The sequence below is a fragment of the Prolixibacteraceae bacterium genome (assembly GCA_019856515.1).
Taxonomy (GTDB): Bacteria; Bacteroidota; Bacteroidia; order Bacteroidales; family Prolixibacteraceae; genus Halosquirtibacter; species Halosquirtibacter xylanolyticus.
This window is the reverse complement of sequence record CP082230.1, coordinates 1,703,792-1,724,248: the sequence shown is the minus strand read 5'-3', so window position 1 is coordinate 1,724,248 and position 20,457 is coordinate 1,703,792. Positions and strand designations below refer to the sequence as shown.

Annotated in this window: 16 protein-coding genes; 12 read left to right on the top strand and 4 right to left on the bottom strand. The window is 36.5% G+C overall.

The features are described 5' to 3' along the window. The first annotated feature begins 34 nt into the window (after positions 1-34). From K5X82_05995 to K5X82_05980, 4 genes are all read left to right on the top strand, one after another. Positions 35-1,096, top strand: coding sequence for a histidine kinase (locus K5X82_05995; GenBank protein ID QZT38445.1), 1,062 nt, complete (start codon positions 35-37; stop codon positions 1,094-1,096). Continuing rightward, complete coding sequence (locus K5X82_05990) at positions 1,093-1,857, top strand: LytTR family DNA-binding domain-containing protein (protein QZT38444.1); 765 nt, start codon at positions 1,093-1,095, stop codon at positions 1,855-1,857. The genes K5X82_05995 and K5X82_05990 overlap by 4 nt, the downstream gene beginning before the upstream one ends. A gap of 76 nt (positions 1,858-1,933) precedes the next feature. After that, complete coding sequence (locus K5X82_05985; GenBank protein QZT38443.1) at positions 1,934-2,134, top strand: helix-turn-helix domain-containing protein; 201 nt, start codon at positions 1,934-1,936, stop codon at positions 2,132-2,134. Next, positions 2,131-2,325, top strand: coding sequence for a HipA N-terminal domain-containing protein (locus K5X82_05980; GenBank protein QZT38442.1), 195 nt, complete (start codon positions 2,131-2,133; stop codon positions 2,323-2,325). The genes K5X82_05985 and K5X82_05980 overlap by 4 nt, the downstream gene beginning before the upstream one ends. A gap of 151 nt (positions 2,326-2,476) precedes the next feature. Here K5X82_05980 and K5X82_05975 read toward each other — a convergent pair whose 3' ends face one another. Then, positions 2,477-2,755, bottom strand: coding sequence for a hypothetical protein (locus K5X82_05975; GenBank protein ID QZT38441.1), 279 nt, complete (start codon positions 2,753-2,755; stop codon positions 2,477-2,479). Positions 2,756-3,008: 253 nt separating this feature from the next. On the opposite strand from K5X82_05975, the gene K5X82_05970 reads away from it, so the two are divergent. From K5X82_05970 to K5X82_05950, 5 genes are all read left to right on the top strand, one after another. Beyond that, positions 3,009-3,398 (top strand): AraC family transcriptional regulator, encoded by a 390-nt coding sequence (locus K5X82_05970; GenBank protein QZT38440.1) that lies wholly within the window; start codon positions 3,009-3,011, stop codon positions 3,396-3,398. 78 nt (positions 3,399-3,476) lie between these two features. After that, positions 3,477-3,872, top strand: a complete 396-nt coding sequence (locus K5X82_05965) for a VOC family protein (GenBank protein QZT38439.1) — start codon at positions 3,477-3,479, stop codon at positions 3,870-3,872. A 721-nt stretch (positions 3,873-4,593) separates the two neighbouring features. Continuing rightward, on the top strand, positions 4,594-5,517 hold the full coding sequence (locus tag K5X82_05960) for a hypothetical protein (protein ID QZT38438.1): 924 nt from the start codon (positions 4,594-4,596) through the stop codon (positions 5,515-5,517). A gap of 24 nt (positions 5,518-5,541) precedes the next feature. Further along, positions 5,542-9,501 carry an SUMF1/EgtB/PvdO family nonheme iron enzyme gene (locus K5X82_05955; protein QZT38437.1) on the top strand — a complete coding sequence of 1,320 codons (3,960 nt, stop codon included), beginning with the start codon at positions 5,542-5,544 and terminating at the stop codon, positions 9,499-9,501. A gap of 494 nt (positions 9,502-9,995) precedes the next feature. After that, the gene (locus K5X82_05950; GenBank protein ID QZT38436.1) at positions 9,996-10,142 is read left to right on the top strand and encodes a hypothetical protein; all 147 of its coding nucleotides are present in this window, start codon (positions 9,996-9,998) and stop codon (positions 10,140-10,142) included. A 441-nt stretch (positions 10,143-10,583) separates the two neighbouring features. Here the strand turns inward: K5X82_05950 and K5X82_05945 are convergent, their stop codons facing one another. The 3 genes from K5X82_05945 to K5X82_05935 all read right to left on the bottom strand — a co-directional run bounded on the left by K5X82_05945 (position 10,584) and on the right by K5X82_05935 (position 15,436). Further along, entirely contained in the window at positions 10,584-12,302 is a 1,719-nt protein-coding gene (locus tag K5X82_05945) for a patatin-like phospholipase family protein (GenBank protein QZT38435.1), read from the bottom strand. A gap of 186 nt (positions 12,303-12,488) precedes the next feature. Next, positions 12,489-12,764, bottom strand: coding sequence for a hypothetical protein (locus K5X82_05940; protein QZT38434.1), 276 nt, complete (start codon positions 12,762-12,764; stop codon positions 12,489-12,491). Between the two features lie 194 nt (positions 12,765-12,958). Continuing rightward, entirely contained in the window at positions 12,959-15,436 is a 2,478-nt protein-coding gene (locus tag K5X82_05935; protein ID QZT38433.1) for a glycosyl hydrolase 115 family protein, read from the bottom strand. Positions 15,437-16,255: 819 nt separating this feature from the next. Between K5X82_05935 and ilvD the strand changes: the two genes are divergently transcribed. Genes ilvD through ilvN form a run of 3 tightly spaced genes read left to right on the top strand, consistent with a single transcriptional unit; the run spans position 16,256 to position 20,417 of the window. Continuing rightward, a complete protein-coding gene (gene ilvD, locus K5X82_05930) occupies positions 16,256-18,085 on the top strand; it encodes a dihydroxy-acid dehydratase (protein ID QZT38432.1) in 1,830 nt (609 codons plus the stop codon). Between the two features lie 31 nt (positions 18,086-18,116). After that, positions 18,117-19,850: a biosynthetic-type acetolactate synthase large subunit gene (ilvB, locus tag K5X82_05925; GenBank protein ID QZT38431.1), complete on the top strand. Its 1,734-nt coding sequence runs from the start codon at positions 18,117-18,119 to the stop codon at positions 19,848-19,850. Positions 19,851-19,862: 12 nt separating this feature from the next. Further along, positions 19,863-20,417, top strand: coding sequence for an acetolactate synthase small subunit (gene ilvN, locus K5X82_05920; protein ID QZT38430.1), 555 nt, complete (start codon positions 19,863-19,865; stop codon positions 20,415-20,417). Positions 20,418-20,457: the final 40 nt, after the last annotated feature.

The following is a 20,457-nucleotide window of genomic DNA, read 5'->3' as shown; positions in this document are numbered from 1 at the left end:
AAGTAATTAGTATAAGGCAATAATTGTTTACCATATGAGTGTATCCGTTGAAGAACATCCAAGAAAGAGTATAAGTAAAAGAGTGATAGAGGTTATTCTTCGTAACCTCCTTATTGCTACCTTTTGTCTGTTTATTTTCTATTTTCTTGACTTTATATCTGGAAATGAAACTGAGGATTCAATATTGGTATATTGTTTTAATGACTATCTATTGATTACCTTTTCGATGATTCTTGTTAGTGAGTTTACTCTATTTCTAGATGAAAAGTTGAATGGGATATTCTCAAGAAATGGAAAATCAACACTGTTTCTTCTAGGTAAGATATTGTTGGGACAGGTCGGATATGTTGTAGTCTTTACGTCTTTAATTGCTTATTACCAAAGATATTTATTTGAGAATCGTTTAAATACTATATTCGTCGTATTTGGAGCCCTATATGTCTTTATGTTTGATATGTGGATGATCACACGTAGTTATAGTAATAAGCTTCAAGAGGAGAGAAACTTGAATAGTCAGCTTCGTGAAGAGAAGCTCCGTGCTGAACTAGATGCTTTGCAGAATCAGATTAATCCACACTTCCTCTTTAATAGCTTAAATGTACTTATCTCGGAGATCTATATGGATCAAGAGAGTGCCGTAACCTATACACAACACCTTTCAGATATCTATCGTTATGTCCTTCAAAGTATAGATCATTATACTGTATCATTAAAAGATGAGATGGCGTTTCTGAATTCATATATCTACCTTCAAAAGATTAAATATGAAACAGCTTTCCAGATTCATGTGGATATTAAAGAGGAGGCTTTGGATAAAAAAATACCCGTACTGGCACTACAGCTGTTGGTAGAGAATGCTATTAAGCATAATGCCATTCTAAAAGATAAACCTTTGGTAATAGATATCTGTTCCGTAGGTAATCGTCTATGCATAACGAACACCTTGAGCCCTAAACCTGTGACCTCTTCGGGAGGGGTGGGTTTGAAGAATTTGAATAGCCGTTATAAACTTCTCGAAGATAAACATATTGAAGTAGAGAAGAGTGCGTCCCATTATCGAGTTATCTTACCACTTATTGAAGATAAAAAGCTATGAGAGTTGTTATTGTTGAAGATGAAATACCAGCACAAAGATTGCTAAAAAAATATATATTAGAGCTTTTCCCTGACACAGAGATTACTGCTATACTCGGAAGTGTTACAGAGGCGGTAAAATGGTTTGAAGAGAATAGAGATCCAGATGTGCTTTTCTTAGATGTACAGTTAGGCGATGGTGTCGGGTTTAATATCTTAGAGCGAGTGAAGATCAAAAGCTTTATTGTCTTTACTACCGCTTTTGATCAATATGCTATCAAAGCGTTTAAAGCAAATGCGATCGATTATATTCTCAAACCTATTAAAGTGGTGGACCTAAAAAGAGTGTTCGATCAAATGGAGCAGAAGAGAGCCCTCTTTCAACCCTCTTCTGACAGCCCTATTAATTTATCTCCCACAACGCCTACAGAGGCAATTCGTACATTACGAAACTACTTCTTAATATCAAAGAATAATGGATGGTATACCTTGGCGGTAAAGAATGTTGCCTACTTCTTTATTGAAGATCATTGGAGTTGTGCTAGAACTTTTGATGGAGAGAAACATCTCATCTCAGAGAGTCTAGGTAATATCATGGAGGGGTTAGATCCTCTGGTTTTTAATAGAGTTAATCGCCAGTTTATATTAAATATTGCATCTGTGGATAAGGTGGAGAATTGGTTTGGAGGAAAATTAGTCGTAATCACTAAACCCAAACATGATGAACATATTACTGTCGGTAGAGAAAAGTCGGTAGAGTTCCGAGATTGGCTTAATCAATAGAGTGATCAATGTGATTATATGCAAATACATATAGATAGAGGCCTGTATATCATTTTTATATGTAAATAGATATAATATGAATAAACTATATGAATTCGTAAAGTACCGAAGGAAGCAACTGCAACTGACAGAGGACGAGTTTGCTGAAAGAGCAGGAGTTGCACTTACTGCCATTCGTAAAATTGAACATGGCAAAGAGAATCTTAGTTTATCTAAAGAGAATCAAGTATTACATATGTTTGGACATGAGTTTGGTCCTCTAACAGAAAAGAGATGAGACAAGCAATTATTAAATATGGAGATGAAACAGCAGGAATCTTAAAAGAAGAAGATAATGGGGTTTATGATTTTCAATATGATAAAAACTATGTGGAACAATATTCAGAACAATTTATCTCTTTTGATATTCCTCTGACGAACCTTCTTTATCAGAATAAACAGTTGTTTCCTTTTTTTGATGGTCTTTGATCAAAATACGATCAGGTTGAGAAATGCTTTTTAGAGCCGTCTATAATCTAAAATGATTAATTATATCGTTTATTATTGTGATATAGATGAGTGTTGGTTTTGAATACGAACAAGGGAACCTCGAATGTGAGACTCCCTTGTTTCTTAGGGTTTAATGCTTTCCCTTAGAGATGTGTGTAATACAAGCTTTCCCTTCTAAAGGTTTAAATACTTCAACAAAAGCAGGATAAACAACTGGGTCAGCGACGACCAATGTTGCATTACAGAAGAAACAGTAATTTGTTCCTTGAACTACTTGTGATGCATAGCATAATGGCTCATATCCAACTCCTACAAATCCTTCCATTGCTTCATGAAAAGCATCTAAAGCATCCATAGGAATGTCTTTACTATAAGGAGTGAAACCTCCACAACAACTTGAATGTGACATAATAACCTGAGATTAAATTAATAACATCGTCTGCGTATCTAATAATTGCTTATTAGACAAAGACTGACACTCAAACAATTACCTTTCAGGTTTGGTTCATTTATTGTTGTTAATATTTATAGGGTTATTTGTGTCGTAAGAACAATGGAGATTGTTTCAAAATATTGGTCCTGCCCTTTTAGTTTTTATCTACAAATGATTGTATCTTATCAACATTGTTTGATTGCAATTAACTAAGATGGATTGAGTGAGAATGAATCGATATAATAGAGAAATAGCGAAAATAAAAGATGCTTGTTATTCAAAGCAGTGGCAGCTTGATACGGTCATTGGTATTAAACCATATATAGACAATCATTATCAGGATGATTTGAATTTAGATCTATTTTCGAGAATAAAGTTTGTTTCAAAGTACCACCTGTTGCGTCTGTATAAAAGGTACTACGGGCTAACTCCAAAACAATATCTAATAGACAAAAGGGTCGAGATGTCGAAAGTGTATATTAGAGATGGCATGTCTATTACAGAAGCATGTAATGAAGTTGGTTTTGAAAGTTTAGGCTCTTTTAGCGCACTATTTAAACGTAAAACAGGTTTTACTCCAACTGAATTTCAAAAGAGCAATTTTCGAGAAGTCGAATAAACTTTTGATTTGGATCTTTGTTTCAGGTTAATCATTATACCAATTCGAATATAAGAGTTGGAGCTAAAACAGAAGATTATGAAAATAAAATTGTTAAGTATTCCTGTAAATGATCAGAATCAAGCACTGTCATTTTATACTGAGAAGTTACAGTTTGTAAAGAAGCTTGATATTCCAGTAGGGGGTGACAATCGATGGTTAACGGTTGTTTCAAATGAGGAACAAGATGGGCCAGAACTACTCTTGGAACCTGCCCCGAAAGAGTTTAGACCCACAAGAGACTATCAAAAAGCACTATTCGAGGCAGGAATACCTTATACGCAATTTGATGTAGATGATGTGCAAAAAGAGTTTGAGCGTTTAACTGGCTTGGGCGTTGAATTTACAACTCATCCTACTGTTATGGGAACAGTTAAAATTGCTGTTTTCAATGATACCTGTGGAAATCTCATACAAATGGTCGAAATACTTTAGGTATTCTATCTGTTTATAGCATTTATACGTTTTACTGTTTTGTAAGCAGTTGGATTGGATAAGGGCAGTAGTTCTAATTATAATGGATTCGTTGGAAACAGATATTTGGTGTACTATTGCCCTTCTTTTATATAATGGTCTTCTTCCATTTAACTCTGACGTTCTCTCGTCCATTTATTCTGTCATCCCAACTCTCCTTTAAATCTTCTCAAAGTGTTGTTCCGTGAATAAACTAAACATACCCATTACTCAAGATCGTTTTGATGAAGCGACTAAATTTTGTGAAGATGCTTTTGTAGACAAAGTACGGGTTATGCTTCTAACGGGATATCAGTGGGGATGGCCTTAGAAATGTGGAACAAATTTAGGTCTCTAGTTTGATTTTCCTTATACTCATAAACTTATGTCCCATTAACAATATCAGTTTATTAATATATTTTGGAACAAATGGTGAACAATTTGATTTATAAGCTGTACATAATTAAACAATATATGTACATATTGAAACATCTATTTTCATTTGAAAGTAGAACTTTCCTGAGGATTTAATATTTGTAAAAAATAGTATATAAGTATTGTTTTAAAGCCAAAGTGCAGAACATTCTTATGTAACTAATTAAGTAGCCAACACGATTTTCTATTCGGTCCACAAAAATAAGAAACTGAAAAACAAATATATCAAGTGTTTACTAGTAATAAGTAAAATCCCTATAACTAAACTATGAACCCACAACTAAAAGAATGCTCCAAAGGTATAGTAAAGACTATCTGCCTTGCTCTAATAGGTATCTCTATGGTATCGTGTCATGTCGCAAAACGAGAGGTCCTTATAGCAGGATCTGGATGGAAAAAGATTGTGCGATATGATTTAGACAACCAAAGGATAGCATGGTCTCATGCTCTTGATAAAGGTCAAGAGTGTAATGAGGTATCACAACCTTCAAAAGGAACTGTTTTGTATTCGTACAAAAAGGGTGCCAAGCTTATTGATTTAGATCATAATATACTCTGGAACTATAATGCACCTAAAGGAACAGAATTACAATCGGTATCTATCACAGAAGATGGAAATATCTTACTTGGTCAATGTGGTAGTCCTGCTACAATAATGGAGTATAGTCAGGACGGAGAACTTCTATCAAAAACCACTTTTGATACTGGCATTAAAAGAGCACATGCACAGTTAAGGCGTGTGAGAAAGACTTCAAGAGATACTTACCTTGTGCCAATCTTTGGAAAAGGAGAAGTCTGGGAAGTGGCAAAGAGTGGGGGTATCTTACGAAAAGTAACTGTTGGAGGAGTCCCTTTCTCCATTGTCGAAATCTCAAAAGACCATTGGATGGTTTCATGTGGTGATGGTCATTATCTCTTAGAGATAAATCCAAATAGTAATGAGGTTATCTCTAAGATTGAGCAAAATGATATAGAGGATATCCCTTTGCGATTTGTTGCTGAATCTGTCCGTTTAAGTAGCGGAAATACGCTTATTTGTAATTGGGGAGGACATGCACGTAAACAAAAGCGTGTTTCTAGTTTAATGGAGATAACACCTGAAAGGAAAGTGGTTTGGAGCATTGCTCTCTCTGACTCTTTGGGTATGGTATCTTCAGTAGACCCATTATGGGATCCCAAGCGTATGAAATAATAGAACCCAATAAAACAATATATTATGAAGTTTAAAACACTAATAGTTGCAGTGTCATTTCTTTTTCTGACATTGAATCTATTTGCTGAGAAGAGATGTGATAGTTCGAGCACTGCTTTGTTACAGAAAAGATCGGCATATCAAGAAGAGATTAAGAAGGATAAACCCTTATTTGTTTCCAAAGAGCTACGTAAGGGCAAGTCTGAGAAAATATCTGTTAATGTATCTGGAGTAAGCCAAATAGTACTCCAATCATGGACAACAAAAGATGGGAATCAGAACGATGATGCGCTATGGATTAACCCCATCCTTATTACCCAAAAAGGAGATACAGTACGAGTAAAACAGGAGCTGTTTTCTAAACATTACGGTTCGAGGCCTTTATGGGAAAAAAATAGACGTAAAAGGGATTTATTATTTAAAGGTAAGGTTTATAAGGATGCTTTTGCAGTTTATGGTAATACCTTACAAGTAATCTCATTGAATAAAAAGTATAAACGATTTGAGGCAGAGGTTGCTATTAGTGATATTGCTAAGAATCAGACCTCTATGCAGTTCTTTGTAGGAGTTAATGATCCTATCGATTTGATTGCGAAGTTAAAGAGGGAGTTTCCTTACTATATGAGTGTGGTTCAATTCGGAAGCATCGGTTTACCGTATTGGTTATTAAATAATGATATCCCTTTAATTGAACCTTTGGTGAAGGGGATGACAAAATCTTTGAATGATCCTAGTTATTTTAATAAGAGAATAAAAGAGGCATCTAGCCTAAAGGGGGATAAGCAAAAGAGAGAATTATTAGATTTGATTCCTTTGATTCAAGAGGTGAAGAAATTGCAAAGTTTGATTTTCTGGGTAAAACCTAGTTCAATTGAATTGGCATTGAATGATATGTACGCTGAGGATAAGAATCAACTTCGTAAATCATTAGATCAACTTGATTTTATAAAAAGGAATTTAGAGTCAGCTAAAAAAGGAATTTATGCATATGATGCTAGTTCATTGGCGACTGCATATAAAATTATTGAAACACAAAAGTCTTTACTGTTAGCGAATAAATTACTAGATGTAGATAAGTTATTGACGGTGCAATATCATTATGATACAATAACAGCCCATCGTGTGATGGCGCGAGATATGGGACTACCTTCGAACAACTGGTCTGTTCATGCATCAAAGAAGAAACGTGGCTACGACTGTGAATTAGTTGAGTTAACAAATCTAAGAGGCAAAATACAGAAGAGAGAAATTTATAAGCCGAAAGAGGATTATCCCATAACGGACGTACAACTTCATTGGGATGGTGAAAGAATCATGTTTACTTCGGTAAGTGAAAAAGATCGTTGGGATCTTTTTGAAATGAAAACTGATGCAACAGGTCTACATCGAGTAACAGACATTAATGAGAAGGATGTTGATTTTTTCGATGGAACATATTTACCTAATGGTAAAATTGTTGTTTCGGCAACCTTGGGTTATAATGGTGTACCATGTGTGAATGGAAAAGATAGAGTTGGTAATTTATCTCTATATGATCCAAAAACTAAGGCACTTAGGCGACTGAATTTTGGACAAGAGAATGACTGGGATCCAGTAGTGATGAATAATGGGAAGGTGATGTATTTACGTTGGGAGTATACCGATAATACCCATTACTTCTCAAGAGTTATGTTGCATATGAATCCTGATGGAACCAATAAGAAAGAGCTCTATGGTAGCGGATCTTATTGGCCCAATACGATGTTTGATGGACAACCTATTCCTGGACAGAATTCTAATAAATTTGTAGCAATTGTTTCTGGACACCATGGAACACCACGTTCTGGACGAATGATTATTTTTGATCCATCGAAAGGGCGACAAGAAGAGAAAGGTGTAGTTCAAGAAATTCCATTTAAAGATAGAAAAGTCGTTCCAACTATTGCGGATAGATTGGTTGATGGTGTATGGCCTCAGTTTGTGAAGCCTTGTTCTTTGGATGATAAATACTTCTTAGTTTCAGCAAAATTGGATAAAGATGCACTATGGGGGATATATTTAGTGGATATTTATGATAATATGACTCCTCTTATTCTTGATGAAACTATTGGTTATTGTGATATTGTTCCAGTAAAAAAGAGAGCATTGCCTCCAGTAATTCCAGAGAAAGTCAAATTAGATCAGAAAGATGCGACTGTTTTTATCCAAGATATTTATGAAGGACAAGGTTTGAAAGGAGTTCCTCGTGGTGCCGTGAAGAAGCTACGTATTTTTGCTTATGAGTATGCATTCATTAATTCACCATCCAATCATGCTGCACAAGGTATTCAGAGTGGATGGGATATGAAGCGCCTACTTGGAACTGTCCCTGTTGAAGAAGATGGCTCAGTAATGTTTAAAGTGCCAGCCAATTTACCTATCTCATTGCAACCTCTAGATGAGGATGGTGCTGCAATGCAGTGGATGAGAAGTTGGATGACTGCGATGCCAGGGGAAGTGGTTTCATGTGTTGGTTGTCATGAACATCAAAATACAATTGCTCGTCCAATGTCAACTATTGCTTCACAAAAAAATCCTGTTGCAATTACTCCACCAGAAGGAGGTGTACGTTCTTTTACATTCAAATTAGAAGTGCAACCAATACTGGATAGAAAATGTATTGGCTGTCATGATGGAAGTGATGGTATTGCAGATTTTAAGGATACATCCATTGATAAGAGAGTTGGTTTTGGTAGAAGCTATTTGGCATTGCATCCATTTGTGAGACGTCAAGGGCCTGAAGCTGATATTTACACGATGAAGCCGATGGAGTACCATGCAAACACTAGTGATCTGATTCAGATGTTAAAGAAAGGCCATCATGGGGTTACGTTGGAAGAAAAAGAGTGGCAATCACTATATAATTGGATTGATTTCAATGCCCCATATCATGGAACTTTTAACAGTACTGAATTGAATGGAGTTGATCAAGTCTGTCGTCGTCAAGAGTTAATGAAGAAATATAATGGAATTTCAGTGGATTGGGAGAAAGAGATTGAGGATTACACTAAATATTTAGAATCACAAGGCCCTGTACAGACTGTGATGCCTAAGAAGTCTGAAGTGAAAGAGATGAAACCTTTACGTGTTCGTAAATGGCCATTTAATCAACGAAAAGCGAAGGATATGGTTGCAACATTCCCGACTAAATTAGTAGAAGTGGCGACAGGTGTGAAGATAAAAATGGTTTATATCCCTAAGGGATCCTTTGTGTCATTTGATCAAGATCTGAATTCTCGACGTGTGGTACAGAATAAAGTGAAAATCCATAAGGGATTTTGGATGAGTGAATCAGAGATTTCAAACGAGCAGTATAGGGCCATTGTACCTGATCATGATAGTCGTTATATTGCACAACAGTGGAAAGATCATACCACCGCAGGTTATCCAGCAAATAAACCGACACAACCAGTAGTTCGTGTTAGTGGAGAAGAGGCGAATAAGTTTTGTGAAGTTCTATCACAAAAGAATAATATGAAGATTATGCTTCCTACAGAACACCAATGGGAGTGGGCTGCGAAATGTGGTACAGATAATGGATTTTGGTTTGGGTCACTTAATTCAGACTTTTCTAAATATGAAAATTTTGCAGATGATCACTTAGCTAATATGGCTGTGATAGGAGTAAACCCTAAACCGATGCCCAAAGGAAGTAGGTTACGCCAATATTACGATTTTATTCCACGAGCGCATCATGTTGATGATATGCAAATGGTAGCAGCAGCGACCAAATCGTATGAACCTAATGCATGGGGATTATATGATATGCTTGGTAATGTTGCAGAGTGGACAAGATCTACTTACGTGGATAATAATGAACTCTCTGGTAAGCCTAGAGAGTATCGAATTGTTAAAGGTGGTTCATGGAGAGATAGACCTGAAATGTCAACTCCTCAGGTTCGTAATTTTTACTATCCATGGCAGAAAGTAACAAAGGTTGGTTTTAGAATTATTATTGAAGAATAGAGATCTAGATTTTTAGTTGGCTTTAAAGCTATTCGACCAGACTTGTTGAAGAATACAAGTCTGGTCTTTTTAGTGTGCCATGCATGTAAATTAACTAATCGGTGCAAGTCCGTAGTGGAGGTTTGTAGAGCCAACCACCTAGCAGAAGGCAAGGGTGCTTATCGTGAGGTATAACCTGAAGGAAGCCGTATGCAAAACTCTGATCCGAGGTATACGAATCTCATTAGGCGGTATATAACTGGATAAGCTTGCTAAACAAAGTAAAGTCCGAATTCTACACAGAGTTAATACCGTAGATGTGGCGGATAGATGGAGTGAAAGTTAATTTCCTTACCATGGGAGATCTCGCAGATGGATACAGTGTATTTTTCCTGTCCATTCAAAAAAAGTTAACTGTGAGAAGTCAGCCGAGGTCATAGTACTGTACCCACTTTACAGGAAGGACTGAATCTTAAATCATTCATAATACAGACTGTTACCTAATGAAGGGATCAATGCAGAAAATATCGGAAGATAGCTACTTAAGTGAAGGTAGAGCGGAACTCGAGAATAACTCAAGAGCGCACACTTTCAAAGGGATAACTGAAGCCATTATGGAAACGAACATTACAACAGATAATTTATTAGAACATGTCCTATAATCAGATAACCTAAATAAGGCTTATTTACAGGTTTATCGTAATAAAGGAGTCATGGAGTTGATAAGATGAAAGTGGAATCATTAAAAGATTATCTCAGATTTCATCGAAAAGTTTTAATAACAGAACTACGAGAAGGTAAGTATTAGCCCGATGGCGAATTATCATTATTTGATGCGGCATATTTGATCGGAGTTTTGAAGAGCAAAGCGTATGAATATGCTAATACGAGGAAAAAGTATTGGCGCATTTCAAAGAGTCCAATTCAACAAACGACTATAACGAATAAGAATTTGGAGAAGGCAGGCTATATTACGCTAAGTGATTATTATCAGAGAGTAAAGTCGTGATTTAGGGAGTCGCCGTATACGAGACCCGTACGTACGGTGGTGTGGGAGGTGTACTGGAAGATAAAATATCTTCCAGCCATCTACCCGATTTTTTCTAAGATCTCCATTGCTCGACCATAAAATAAGGGTTCTCATTATAATGTTTCCAATCCGTTTTTAAAGTATCATGTAGAGTGCTGATCTTACTTCTGAGTTCATGTGAGTATGTTTTGAAGAGTTCCTCATCTCCCATGATATCTCTCTCAATATGCTCTAATAAATTAAAACATATCGTATATTGACCACAGGCGATTAGTGTATTCAACATATTCTGATCCCCAATAAGTTCCTCCTCAGTAAACCAAAGTGTCGTTTTCATGCGCTTTGCCTTTTGAGAGACATCAAGAATTTTCTGACTAGGTTCTAGTAGTTCCTTCGAAAGGTTATTGGCATAGTATCTTTTCCTCTTGTTTACTCGCTTTGGACATAGTTCATAAATGGCATTCATGATCAATCGTGGACGCCATGTTTCATCAGAATATATCTTTGAGTAGTTTCCTCCTCTAATTCGTTTCATAAAAACATTAGCAACCAATGTTTTTACTGAGTTGGCACGATTTAAAATAAGGTTGACATAGGTGTTAAAGTTTAATGTGTCAAATGGTTTCAGCCTTTCGGTAAAATATTCTGGTACACCTAGCCTTTTTGTTAGACCAACAAAACCATTAGATATGGATAATGCTACTGCTCCCATTATTAATGTAATAGTTGCGATAAATGTAGATAGCATAACGGAGAGGACTTGAGAACAAAAAAGTGCAGAGATAATCATGAAAACACTTAATCCTATTAGCCCCAAGCCTATACGTCTAATGTTTCGAAATGAACAGTTGCCAATGAATGAGAATGATTTATTCTCACTTCTAATAAATCGTTCAATATATGGAGAAGAGACATCTGAGATGATATAAAGATCCACAGATTTGTCGTCATCAGACGTATACTCTTTTAACTCTTCAGGATATCTACTCATTCTCTTTTCTGCCCACCATACGGCATCTATACCTTGATTGTCGTTGATTCCTCCATCCATAATACCAATCGGATATGCTATTGGATCTCCATTATATGTAGTGGTTGGAAGGAGAGTAGGATCGTTAAGGTACTGGGATTGATTGTCAATAAAATCATCAGGAAAGTTGATGGGTTCGAATCCCAGAGGAAAACAAGATGAGGCTGCAATAATGTCTGCCAACCGTATCTCTTTAGCCATCTCTAATGGTATCTGAACCTTCTTGTTTCCAATATATCCATAGGTGTAGTTTCCATTTTCATCTTTAGTTTTCTCACTTTTCTGAAATCTAAAAGGGATAGCAAAATTGAATTCTGTAGCATTGAAAGAGATCTCTTTAAGGTGGATGTTAGGATGATCATCCCACAACTTACCTAAATACTCTGATTCGAAACGTTCGTGATAAACAGAAGCAAAAGCATTGATGAGAGTTCTTTGTTTAGTGGAAGGCCATTGGGTATCATCGGCTAAATATTTAAGTGCATCTGTGACTAAGTCAACTTGTCTCATCTGTGAAACTAAATCATTATAACAATCTTTAATTGTTCCACCATTTTTAATCGTTGTAGCATATTTAACACCAGTGAAAGTTCCACCAGAAACGGTCGAAAGAATTCTTATTCGTTCCAAAAGTGATTTGTCTTCCCAAAGAATAGTTGATAGATAGGCTAAGGTTCCTAGATGAAAGGCTGTTGCTCTGTAGCCTCCACCAGACATGGATATGGCTATATTATTGAATGGGTTAAGAGGAAGTTTAGACATAAGGATCGAATTGGAATAAGATAAGATTGTCTACATAAAGATAGTCCAGAAATACATAATTATTGGTATAATAAACAAGTATCTCTTATCGATAACAATAGTTCTATTGAGTGCATAAAGCAACTCAATAGAATAAAAAAGATCTATGTCCTGATCTTTCTGAAAGCACATAGATCTTTTTTCATTTTAATGCACCTTTTGAATTTTTGTTATATAAGGGTCAGCTTCTAAAGGTTTGTATATCTCTATCAATACAGCATACTCAAAAGATTCAGGATAGAGTGGGCTTGCATTGCAGAAGAAGCTGTAGTTTGTGCCATTAACTACCTGCGAGGCATAGTTTAAAGGTTCGTATGCAACACCCGTTAATTTGTTTGTTGCCTCATCAAATATTGTCAATACAACTGATGGAATCTCTTTTTTGTACGCTGTAAAACAGCCACAGTTTGCTGAATCTTTCATGGTAATAACGATTAATAGGTGTACAATTAATACTAGCTTTAAATATTCATGCTAGTCAATGCTATATATGTAAGACATCTTAAATTGATGTTGATATATTGCTTTTATTCAAACAGTTAAAAGGTTGGTTTTGTTTCGTATTAATCTGTTTTTAGCCTTTATAACCTACCTATTTTTAAGGGTTAATTTGTGCATTAATTACTGCTGTGACTAGGGGGGATCTCATAGTAATTACCATATCCTTTAGGCGAAATAAATATTTGATCTAAAACGATTCCCGGTTTATTGACCATGACAGTTATAGCGTGTTCTCCTGTATTATTTATTTTTATACTTCCTTTTACTGACGCGAAATTACGTAACACATTCTGTTTCCATTTATTACTTCTACCTTTGGTGTTTAGGGCAGACTGTTGCATCAGATTATTATCAATATGAATGGTTACGTTATGGTTAAACTTATTTGAGTGAGTGGGTAAGAAACGAAGTTCGTAATTATAAACACCAGGTTTCTTGATCTCAAAGTTGTATTGGATATAGGGGATCTTTTTTGTGAAAAGTATGTCTTCGAGGGGTAATAGTGTCACTGCATTATTACTATATCCTAGACCATTAATTTGATGCCATTGATAACCTTTGGCCCCTTTTGCTTTTACAAAATTTTTAGCCGATATAGAGATAGGGGCAGATAAACTCTGTGATTTGATCTTCTCATTGTGGAGAGAGTTATCTTGAGTTTTGTGGTATGTCGGTTGTTGAAAAACGGGCAGGTTTCTGGGGTTCATTGACATCATATTATTCCATTTTCCATCTCTCATTCTTTTATTATAGACATTCGTGATGTGTGAAATACTATCATATGCATTGGTTGATAGTCTAGAAAAAGAAGATTTTTGGGATTTGATTACGGATAGGTATGACTGTTGTGCATATAAGAATTTTAGATTCATAAATGCAGCTGCCTTTACTGGGTATTCAACCAACTGAAAAAAAGCGTCTATTCGTTGTTTAGGAATGTCTTTTTTTACTCTGTTTACCCGATCGATTAAATCTAAGTATGACTCTATTCTACGCTTAGCACCATTTGAGTTGAATTCGGTCTTTTGGGTCTTTGTTTGAGGTTCTGTTTGACTCCATCCCATAAATTCTGGTCGCCTAATCAATGCGAGTCTATAATATTCATCTAAAATATTTGCGATTTCATCGGTCTTATTGCTATTGAACTCTCGATGACACCAATTTGAAAGATGAAGGTTTATATTATTAGGGTTGATTTCGTTGACATCCCAAGTCATATCAAGAAAAAGTTCCATATTATATTCGTTCGGTTTGATGTCTCCGACATTGGCAATCCATATTTTTCGAGCACCATTTTGATATGCTCGTGACATCTCATACCATATCAATGCCGGTTGTGTTGTGGAGAGCCACAGATAGTCGTGAGGTCTCCCCCAATAGCTAAGATGATAGTATATTCCACTACCTCCACTTCGAGCTTTCTCCGTATCATTGGATAATCGCCTTATATAGCCATAATTGTCATCAGTCCACATTAGAGTAATATCATCAGGAACCTTGAGTCCATTATTATAGATATACAACACCTCTTTGTAGAGAGTCAAGACTTGAGGTATAGATGATAGTGGGGTCTCAATATTTTGAGATAATATTTGACGTTGGTCAGAGATAATATCTTCAGTTAATTTAATTTTCTGCTCTTTTGTTGCATCTCCTTGCATTCCAGAATCATGAATACCACGCATTCCAAGTGTTATTATATTCTTGTTATTCTTTGTTTCGGATATGCGTTCTTGCCAATAAGATTTTATCTTATCACTATTGGTGAAATAGTTATAAGGGCCAAATGATTTAGTACTCCATTCACTAACGTTATTGCGTAGCATTGGTTCTGCATGTGATGTCCCGACGTAGATATGGTACTTCTTTGCCATTGACATATTCCCAGGAATCTTGTAAAAACCTTCCGTACAATGGTGCATGGCTGGCCAAATAGTATTGGCCTTTAATCGTAGTAGCAGTTGAAATATTCTTTCATAAGTCATGGGGCCAATGTCTCTGTTTTGAGGTTCAAATGTTTTGGCAGCCCACGGTTGTAGTCCCCAATCTTCATCATTTAAGAATATTCCCCTAAATTGGACGGATGGAGAGCTTATGATACCATGATGAGGTATTTGAAGATGAATCTCTTTTTTCTTTTGTAGATCGATATCTGCCCACCATTTCCATGGGGAGATGCCAATTCTCTGAGCAAACTCAAATAGTCCATATACAGTACCTCGTATGTCACTCCCGACTATAAAGAGATTTTTCTGCTGGAGTTGTATGCTATATTTTTCCCAATGGTTGTTGGAGAGCTTTTTCTTTTTAGTAAAAGTATTTTGAATAAGTGTATCATTAATCTGTCCAATATATATACCATTGATATCAGAAAAGTGGGTGTTGTCATAATGGATAAGGACCTTCTGTTCTAGAATGTACTCAATATCTTTTGCAATATCTTTTACTGCCCATTTAATTAGTTTATCGCTGTTTTTATCAACATAAATATTGATGTTTTTATTAAGAATATACTCCTTCGTATAGCCATTGCTTTTACATATTAACATGATTATTAATACGCATAGCATGCTCCATCTGTGTTTTGTTTTCATTATGTGTTAGTTTTATAGGTGTTGATACTTTAGTTTTAATTATTCGTGCTTATATCATGATTAAAGTTAATTCATCCATTACAGATCACTTTTTATAAAGATAATTGGATTGACTATGTAATCCATATTACTACATTATTTTATAAGAAGTGTTTCATTTATCATTATGGTTTTTGTTTGCCATATAATGACATCCTGTATGTTATAATGTCGAGCGTAAAGTTGCAGAATATAAGTAATTGAAGCCTTTTACTTACATATCTCTTTTTAGATTGGTAGTTCTCGTATTTTATTTTTCTTGTGAATGTGAAAAAAAGGTCTCTCAATCTGCTTCTTTTGGATATTTTGTATGTTACTGTAAATCAATCGTTTGTATATAGATAAACACCTGTGTGTCTTTATCTATATTTTACTTTAGACAGTGTATTGTAATACATTGAAAATCAGTAGGGTTATTTTACTAAAATAAAGTATTAAAAAGGAACACTTTTAACTGTAAGTTAATATGAGTGTTTAGTTTTAATTTAATATTAAGTCATCAAAAAAAATTATGAATTCGTTTTGATGTAAAAAAAATATCCCTACATTTGGAATGTGATTGAACAATAAGTACAGCGTAGTACTAATTAGCTTACTAGAAAAAAAAGAAAGACAGATATGTTATCGAAGATTACAAATATTATTCTCATCGTCATTATTATTCTCATGAATACCATGTGAGAGAGGTTTTGTATATCTATACATATCGAGTTCAGAAAAGAGCCTTTCTCACAAACATGAGGAAGGCTCTTTTTTTTTGCACAAGAAAAACTGTTAACCATGCATAAGAAACTTAGAAGTAGTATCACCACTGAAGGCCGAAGAATGGCTGGAGCTCGTAGCCTTTGGAGAGCCAATGGGATGAAGGAGAGCCATTTTGGAAAACCGATTATTGCCATTGTAAACTCGTTTACTCAGATGGTTCCTGGTCATGTTCATCTACATGAAGTAGGCCAAGAGGTGAAACGTATTGTGGAATCCAAAGGTTGTTTTGCCGCAGAGTTCAATACGATTGCAGTGGATGATGGTATTGCAATGGGACATGATGGCATGTTATACTCTTTGCCTTCGAGAGAGGTAATTGCAGATAGTGTGGAGTATATGTGTAATGCCCATAAGGTGGATGCAATGATATGTATTTCGAACTGTGATAAAATCACTCCAGGAATGCTAATGGCTTCGATGAGATTAAATATCCCCACACTATTTGTCTCAGGAGGTCCGATGGAAGCAGGAGAGATGGATGGCGAGCATTATGACTTGGTGGATGCAATGGTTAAAGGCGCAGATGACAGTTATGATGATGAAAAGCTAAAGCAGCTAGAGCAGAGTGCATGTCCTACATGTGGATCATGTTCTGGAATGTTTACTGCCAATTCGATGAACTGTTTGACTGAAGCGTTGGGGCTTTCTCTTCCTGGTAATGGGACAGTGGTAGCTACGCATGCTAACCGTAAGAAATTGTTTGAAGATGGTGCGCATCGAATTGTAGAGTTGGCTTATGAATATTATAGAGATGGGAATGAAAACGTTCTTCCACGAGCCATTGCGACTAGAGATGCTTTTATGAATGCGATGACACTAGACATTGCAATGGGTGGATCTACAAATACTGTTTTACATCTATTGGCGATTGCTCATGAAGCTGAAGTGCAGTTTGATATGCATGACATGGATAGACTGTCACGTAAAGTTCCTTGTCTTTGTAAGGTCTCTCCTAACTCTAGCTATCATATTCAAGATGTAAACAGAGCTGGAGGAGTACTTGGTATTCTTGCAGAACTTAGTAGGGCATCTTTGTTGGAGACGAATGTCTACAGAGCGGATGGTTCAACGTTAGAGGAGATTCTAAAGACACATGATGTGTGCTGTGCAACCGTGACTGAAGAGGCGGCAGATCTATATCGTTCCGCTCCAGGTAATCTTGGTCGTAATCTAGTGATGGGATCACAAGATAAATCATATGAACTGTTGGATTTGGATCGTGAGAATGGATGTATACGTTCAGTAGAACATGCATATTATCAGGATGGTGGATTGGCTGTTCTGTTTGGTAACCTTGCAGAAAAGGGCTGCATTGTTAAGACGGCAGGAGTAGACCCTTCTGTATTTGAATTTAAGGGTACAGCAAGAGTATTTGAATCACAAGAGGCTGCATGTAATGGTATTCTAGGAGATGCGGTACAGGCAGGAGATGTTGTAATTATTCGTTATGAAGGCCCTAAAGGAGGTCCTGGAATGCAAGAGATGCTCTATCCAACATCATACCTTAAGTCGATGCAGTTGGATAAAGTATGTGCATTATTAACCGATGGTCGTTTCTCTGGAGGAACTTCTGGCTTATCTATTGGACATGCATCACCTGAAGCCGCAGCTGGAGGTGTGATTGCTTTGGTCGAAGATGGTGATCCTGTGAAGATTGATATTCCTAATAGAACTATCAGTTTAGATGTCCCGGAACCAGAACTACAAGAGCGAAGAAAGAAACAAGAGGCAAGAGGAGAGAAGGCATTTACGCCTGAAACACGAAAGAGAGAAGTATCTAAAGCTTTAAAAGCTTATTCAAAACTAGTATCATCAGCTGATAAAGGAGCGGTGAGACTAATATAAAAGGACCATTCATCATTTAAATCAAACTTATATGACGACCCAAAATAACAGTTCACTTGAGAGAGATGAAGAGAATGTAACAGGAGCGCAAGCATTAATTAAATCGTTACTAGAGGAAGGTGTAGATACCATCTTTGGATATCCAGGAGGTGCGATTATGCCAGTCTATGATGCTTTATATGATTTCCTTGATAAAGTTAATCACGTATTGACTCGTCATGAGCAAGGTGCCATTCATGCTGCACAGGGCTATGCAAGAGTCTCGGGTAAAGTAGGTGTGTGTTTCGCGACTTCAGGTCCTGGAGCAACGAACCTAATTACTGGTATTGCAGATGCTATGATTGATTCGACCCCATTGGTCTGTTTTACTGGACAGGTAACTAGTCCATTATTGGGAACAGATGCTTTTCAAGAGTCTGATATTGTGGGAATGTCGATGCCTGTAACCAAATGGAATTATCAGATTACAGATGCTGATGAAATTACAGATGTGGTTGCGAAAGCATTTTTTATTGCCAAAAGTGGAAGACCAGGGCCTGTATTGATCGATATCTCGAAAGATGCTCAGTTTGCTCCCACTTCATTTAAATATAAGAAGTACCGTCGTATCCGCAGTTATTTGCCAGAACAACCTGTAGAGAAGAAGTCATTAATAGATGCTGCAAGATTAATAAATCAAGCAAAAAAACCTTTGATGTTAGTAGGACAAGGAGTCGTATTGTCGGGAGCAGAAAAGGTTTTACTCCAGTTTGCTGAGAAAACTGGAATACCAATGGCATCAACACTTTTGGGGCTTTCAGCCGTTCCTTCTGATCACCCTCTTTGGAAAGGGATGCTAGGAATGCATGGTAACTATGGACCCAATGTGATGACCAACGAATGTGATTTGTTGTTAGCTGTTGGTATGCGTTTTGATGATAGGGTGACTGGTGATATAAAGACTTATGCTACACAAGCTAAGGTGATTCATGTTGAGATTGACCCTTCTGAAATTAATAAAAATATACCAGCAGAAGTTGCTATCTGTAGTGATGCAAAGAAAGCATTAAAGATGTTGCTTAAGTTGGTGAAAGATAATGATCACACCGCTTGGTGTAATGAGTTTGTTCCCTTTCAAGAAGCGGAATATGAAAAGGTTATTGAGAAGGATATATACCCATCTAAACCTGGTTTAACTATGGGAGAGGTCGTTCATCAAGTTGCTGAAGCAACAAATCATGATGCTATAATGGCTACCGATGTAGGACAACAGCAGATGATTGCAGCTCGTTATTTTAAATTTAAAAATAGTCGTAGTTGTATTACCTCTGGTGGTCTTGGGACGATGGGTTTTGGTCTGCCAGCAGCAGTAGGTGCAGCAGTGGGGAATCCGACCAAACCTGTGATTGCTTTCTTGGGAGATGGTGGATACCAAATGACCATTCAAGAGATGGCTACCATCAAACAAGAGAACTTAAATGTAAAAGTGGTCGTTTTGAATAACGAATTCTTAGGGATGGTAAGACAGTGGCAAGAGCTTTTCTTTGATCGTAGATATTCATTTACAGAGATGCATAACCCTGATTTTATCAAGATTGCAGAAGGTTATGGAATTCCAGCAAGACTGGTGAGAGAAAGAGATGATTTAGCTGCTGCAATTGATGAGATGTTAGCACAAGAGGGACCATATTTCCTAGAAGTGAGGGTAGAGAAAGAAGATAATGTTTTCCCAATGGTTCCTTCTGGAGCGACTATATCTGATGTGAGATTGGGACCTAATTCATAATCGTGACATACTATGCAAAAACAAGAATTTACCATATCAGCCTATACAGAGAACACCATTGGATTGTTGAACCGTATTACCATCATGTTTACTCGTAGACGAATGAATATTGATAGTTTGACCGTTTCTGAATCGGCTATCGCAGGGATAAGTAAGTTTACTATTGTAGTAAAGGATACGGAAGAGAGGATACGCAAATTGTGTGTGCAAATTGAGAGACATGTTGAAGTCTTAAAATGCTTTTATCATCGTAATGATGAGGTGGTACATCAAGAAGTTGCACTATATAAAGTGTCTTCAGAGTCGTTATTGTCAGGAGATCATATAGAGAAACTCGTAAGAGAGTACAATGCTCGTATATTGGAGATTACTCCCAATTTTACTGTGATTGAAAAGACAGGGCATAAAGCCGAAACGCAAGAGCTGTTTGAGAAGTTAAACCCTCATGGTGTACTTCAGTTTATTCGTTCAGGACGTGTCGCGATTACTAGATCAAATATAGAGAAGTTATCAGAGTTTTTGAGAGAAAGAGATCGAGTACAGACAGTACTAGATCACAACAATTAAATAAAGTAAGACAATCGAATTATTCTAACATATTAAAACA

Coding starts and splice junctions, on each gene's coding strand:
- K5X82_05995 (QZT38445.1), top strand. CDS start 35: ATGAGTGTATCCGTTGAAGAACATCCAAGAAAGAGTATAAGTAAAAGA.
- K5X82_05990 (QZT38444.1), top strand. CDS start 1,093: ATGAGAGTTGTTATTGTTGAAGATGAAATACCAGCACAAAGATTGCTA.
- K5X82_05985 (QZT38443.1), top strand. CDS start 1,934: ATGAATAAACTATATGAATTCGTAAAGTACCGAAGGAAGCAACTGCAA.
- K5X82_05980 (QZT38442.1), top strand. CDS start 2,131: ATGAGACAAGCAATTATTAAATATGGAGATGAAACAGCAGGAATCTTA.
- K5X82_05975 (QZT38441.1), bottom strand. CDS start 2,755: ATGTCACATTCAAGTTGTTGTGGAGGTTTCACTCCTTATAGTAAAGAC.
- K5X82_05970 (QZT38440.1), top strand. CDS start 3,009: ATGAATCGATATAATAGAGAAATAGCGAAAATAAAAGATGCTTGTTAT.
- K5X82_05965 (QZT38439.1), top strand. CDS start 3,477: ATGAAAATAAAATTGTTAAGTATTCCTGTAAATGATCAGAATCAAGCA.
- K5X82_05960 (QZT38438.1), top strand. CDS start 4,594: ATGAACCCACAACTAAAAGAATGCTCCAAAGGTATAGTAAAGACTATC.
- K5X82_05955 (QZT38437.1), top strand. CDS start 5,542: ATGAAGTTTAAAACACTAATAGTTGCAGTGTCATTTCTTTTTCTGACA.
- K5X82_05950 (QZT38436.1), top strand. CDS start 9,996: ATGCAGAAAATATCGGAAGATAGCTACTTAAGTGAAGGTAGAGCGGAA.
- K5X82_05945 (QZT38435.1), bottom strand. CDS start 12,302: ATGTCTAAACTTCCTCTTAACCCATTCAATAATATAGCCATATCCATG.
- K5X82_05940 (QZT38434.1), bottom strand. CDS start 12,764: ATGAAAGATTCAGCAAACTGTGGCTGTTTTACAGCGTACAAAAAAGAG.
- K5X82_05935 (QZT38433.1), bottom strand. CDS start 15,436: ATGAAAACAAAACACAGATGGAGCATGCTATGCGTATTAATAATCATG.
- ilvD (QZT38432.1), top strand. CDS start 16,256: ATGCATAAGAAACTTAGAAGTAGTATCACCACTGAAGGCCGAAGAATG.
- ilvB (QZT38431.1), top strand. CDS start 18,117: ATGACGACCCAAAATAACAGTTCACTTGAGAGAGATGAAGAGAATGTA.
- ilvN (QZT38430.1), top strand. CDS start 19,863: ATGCAAAAACAAGAATTTACCATATCAGCCTATACAGAGAACACCATT.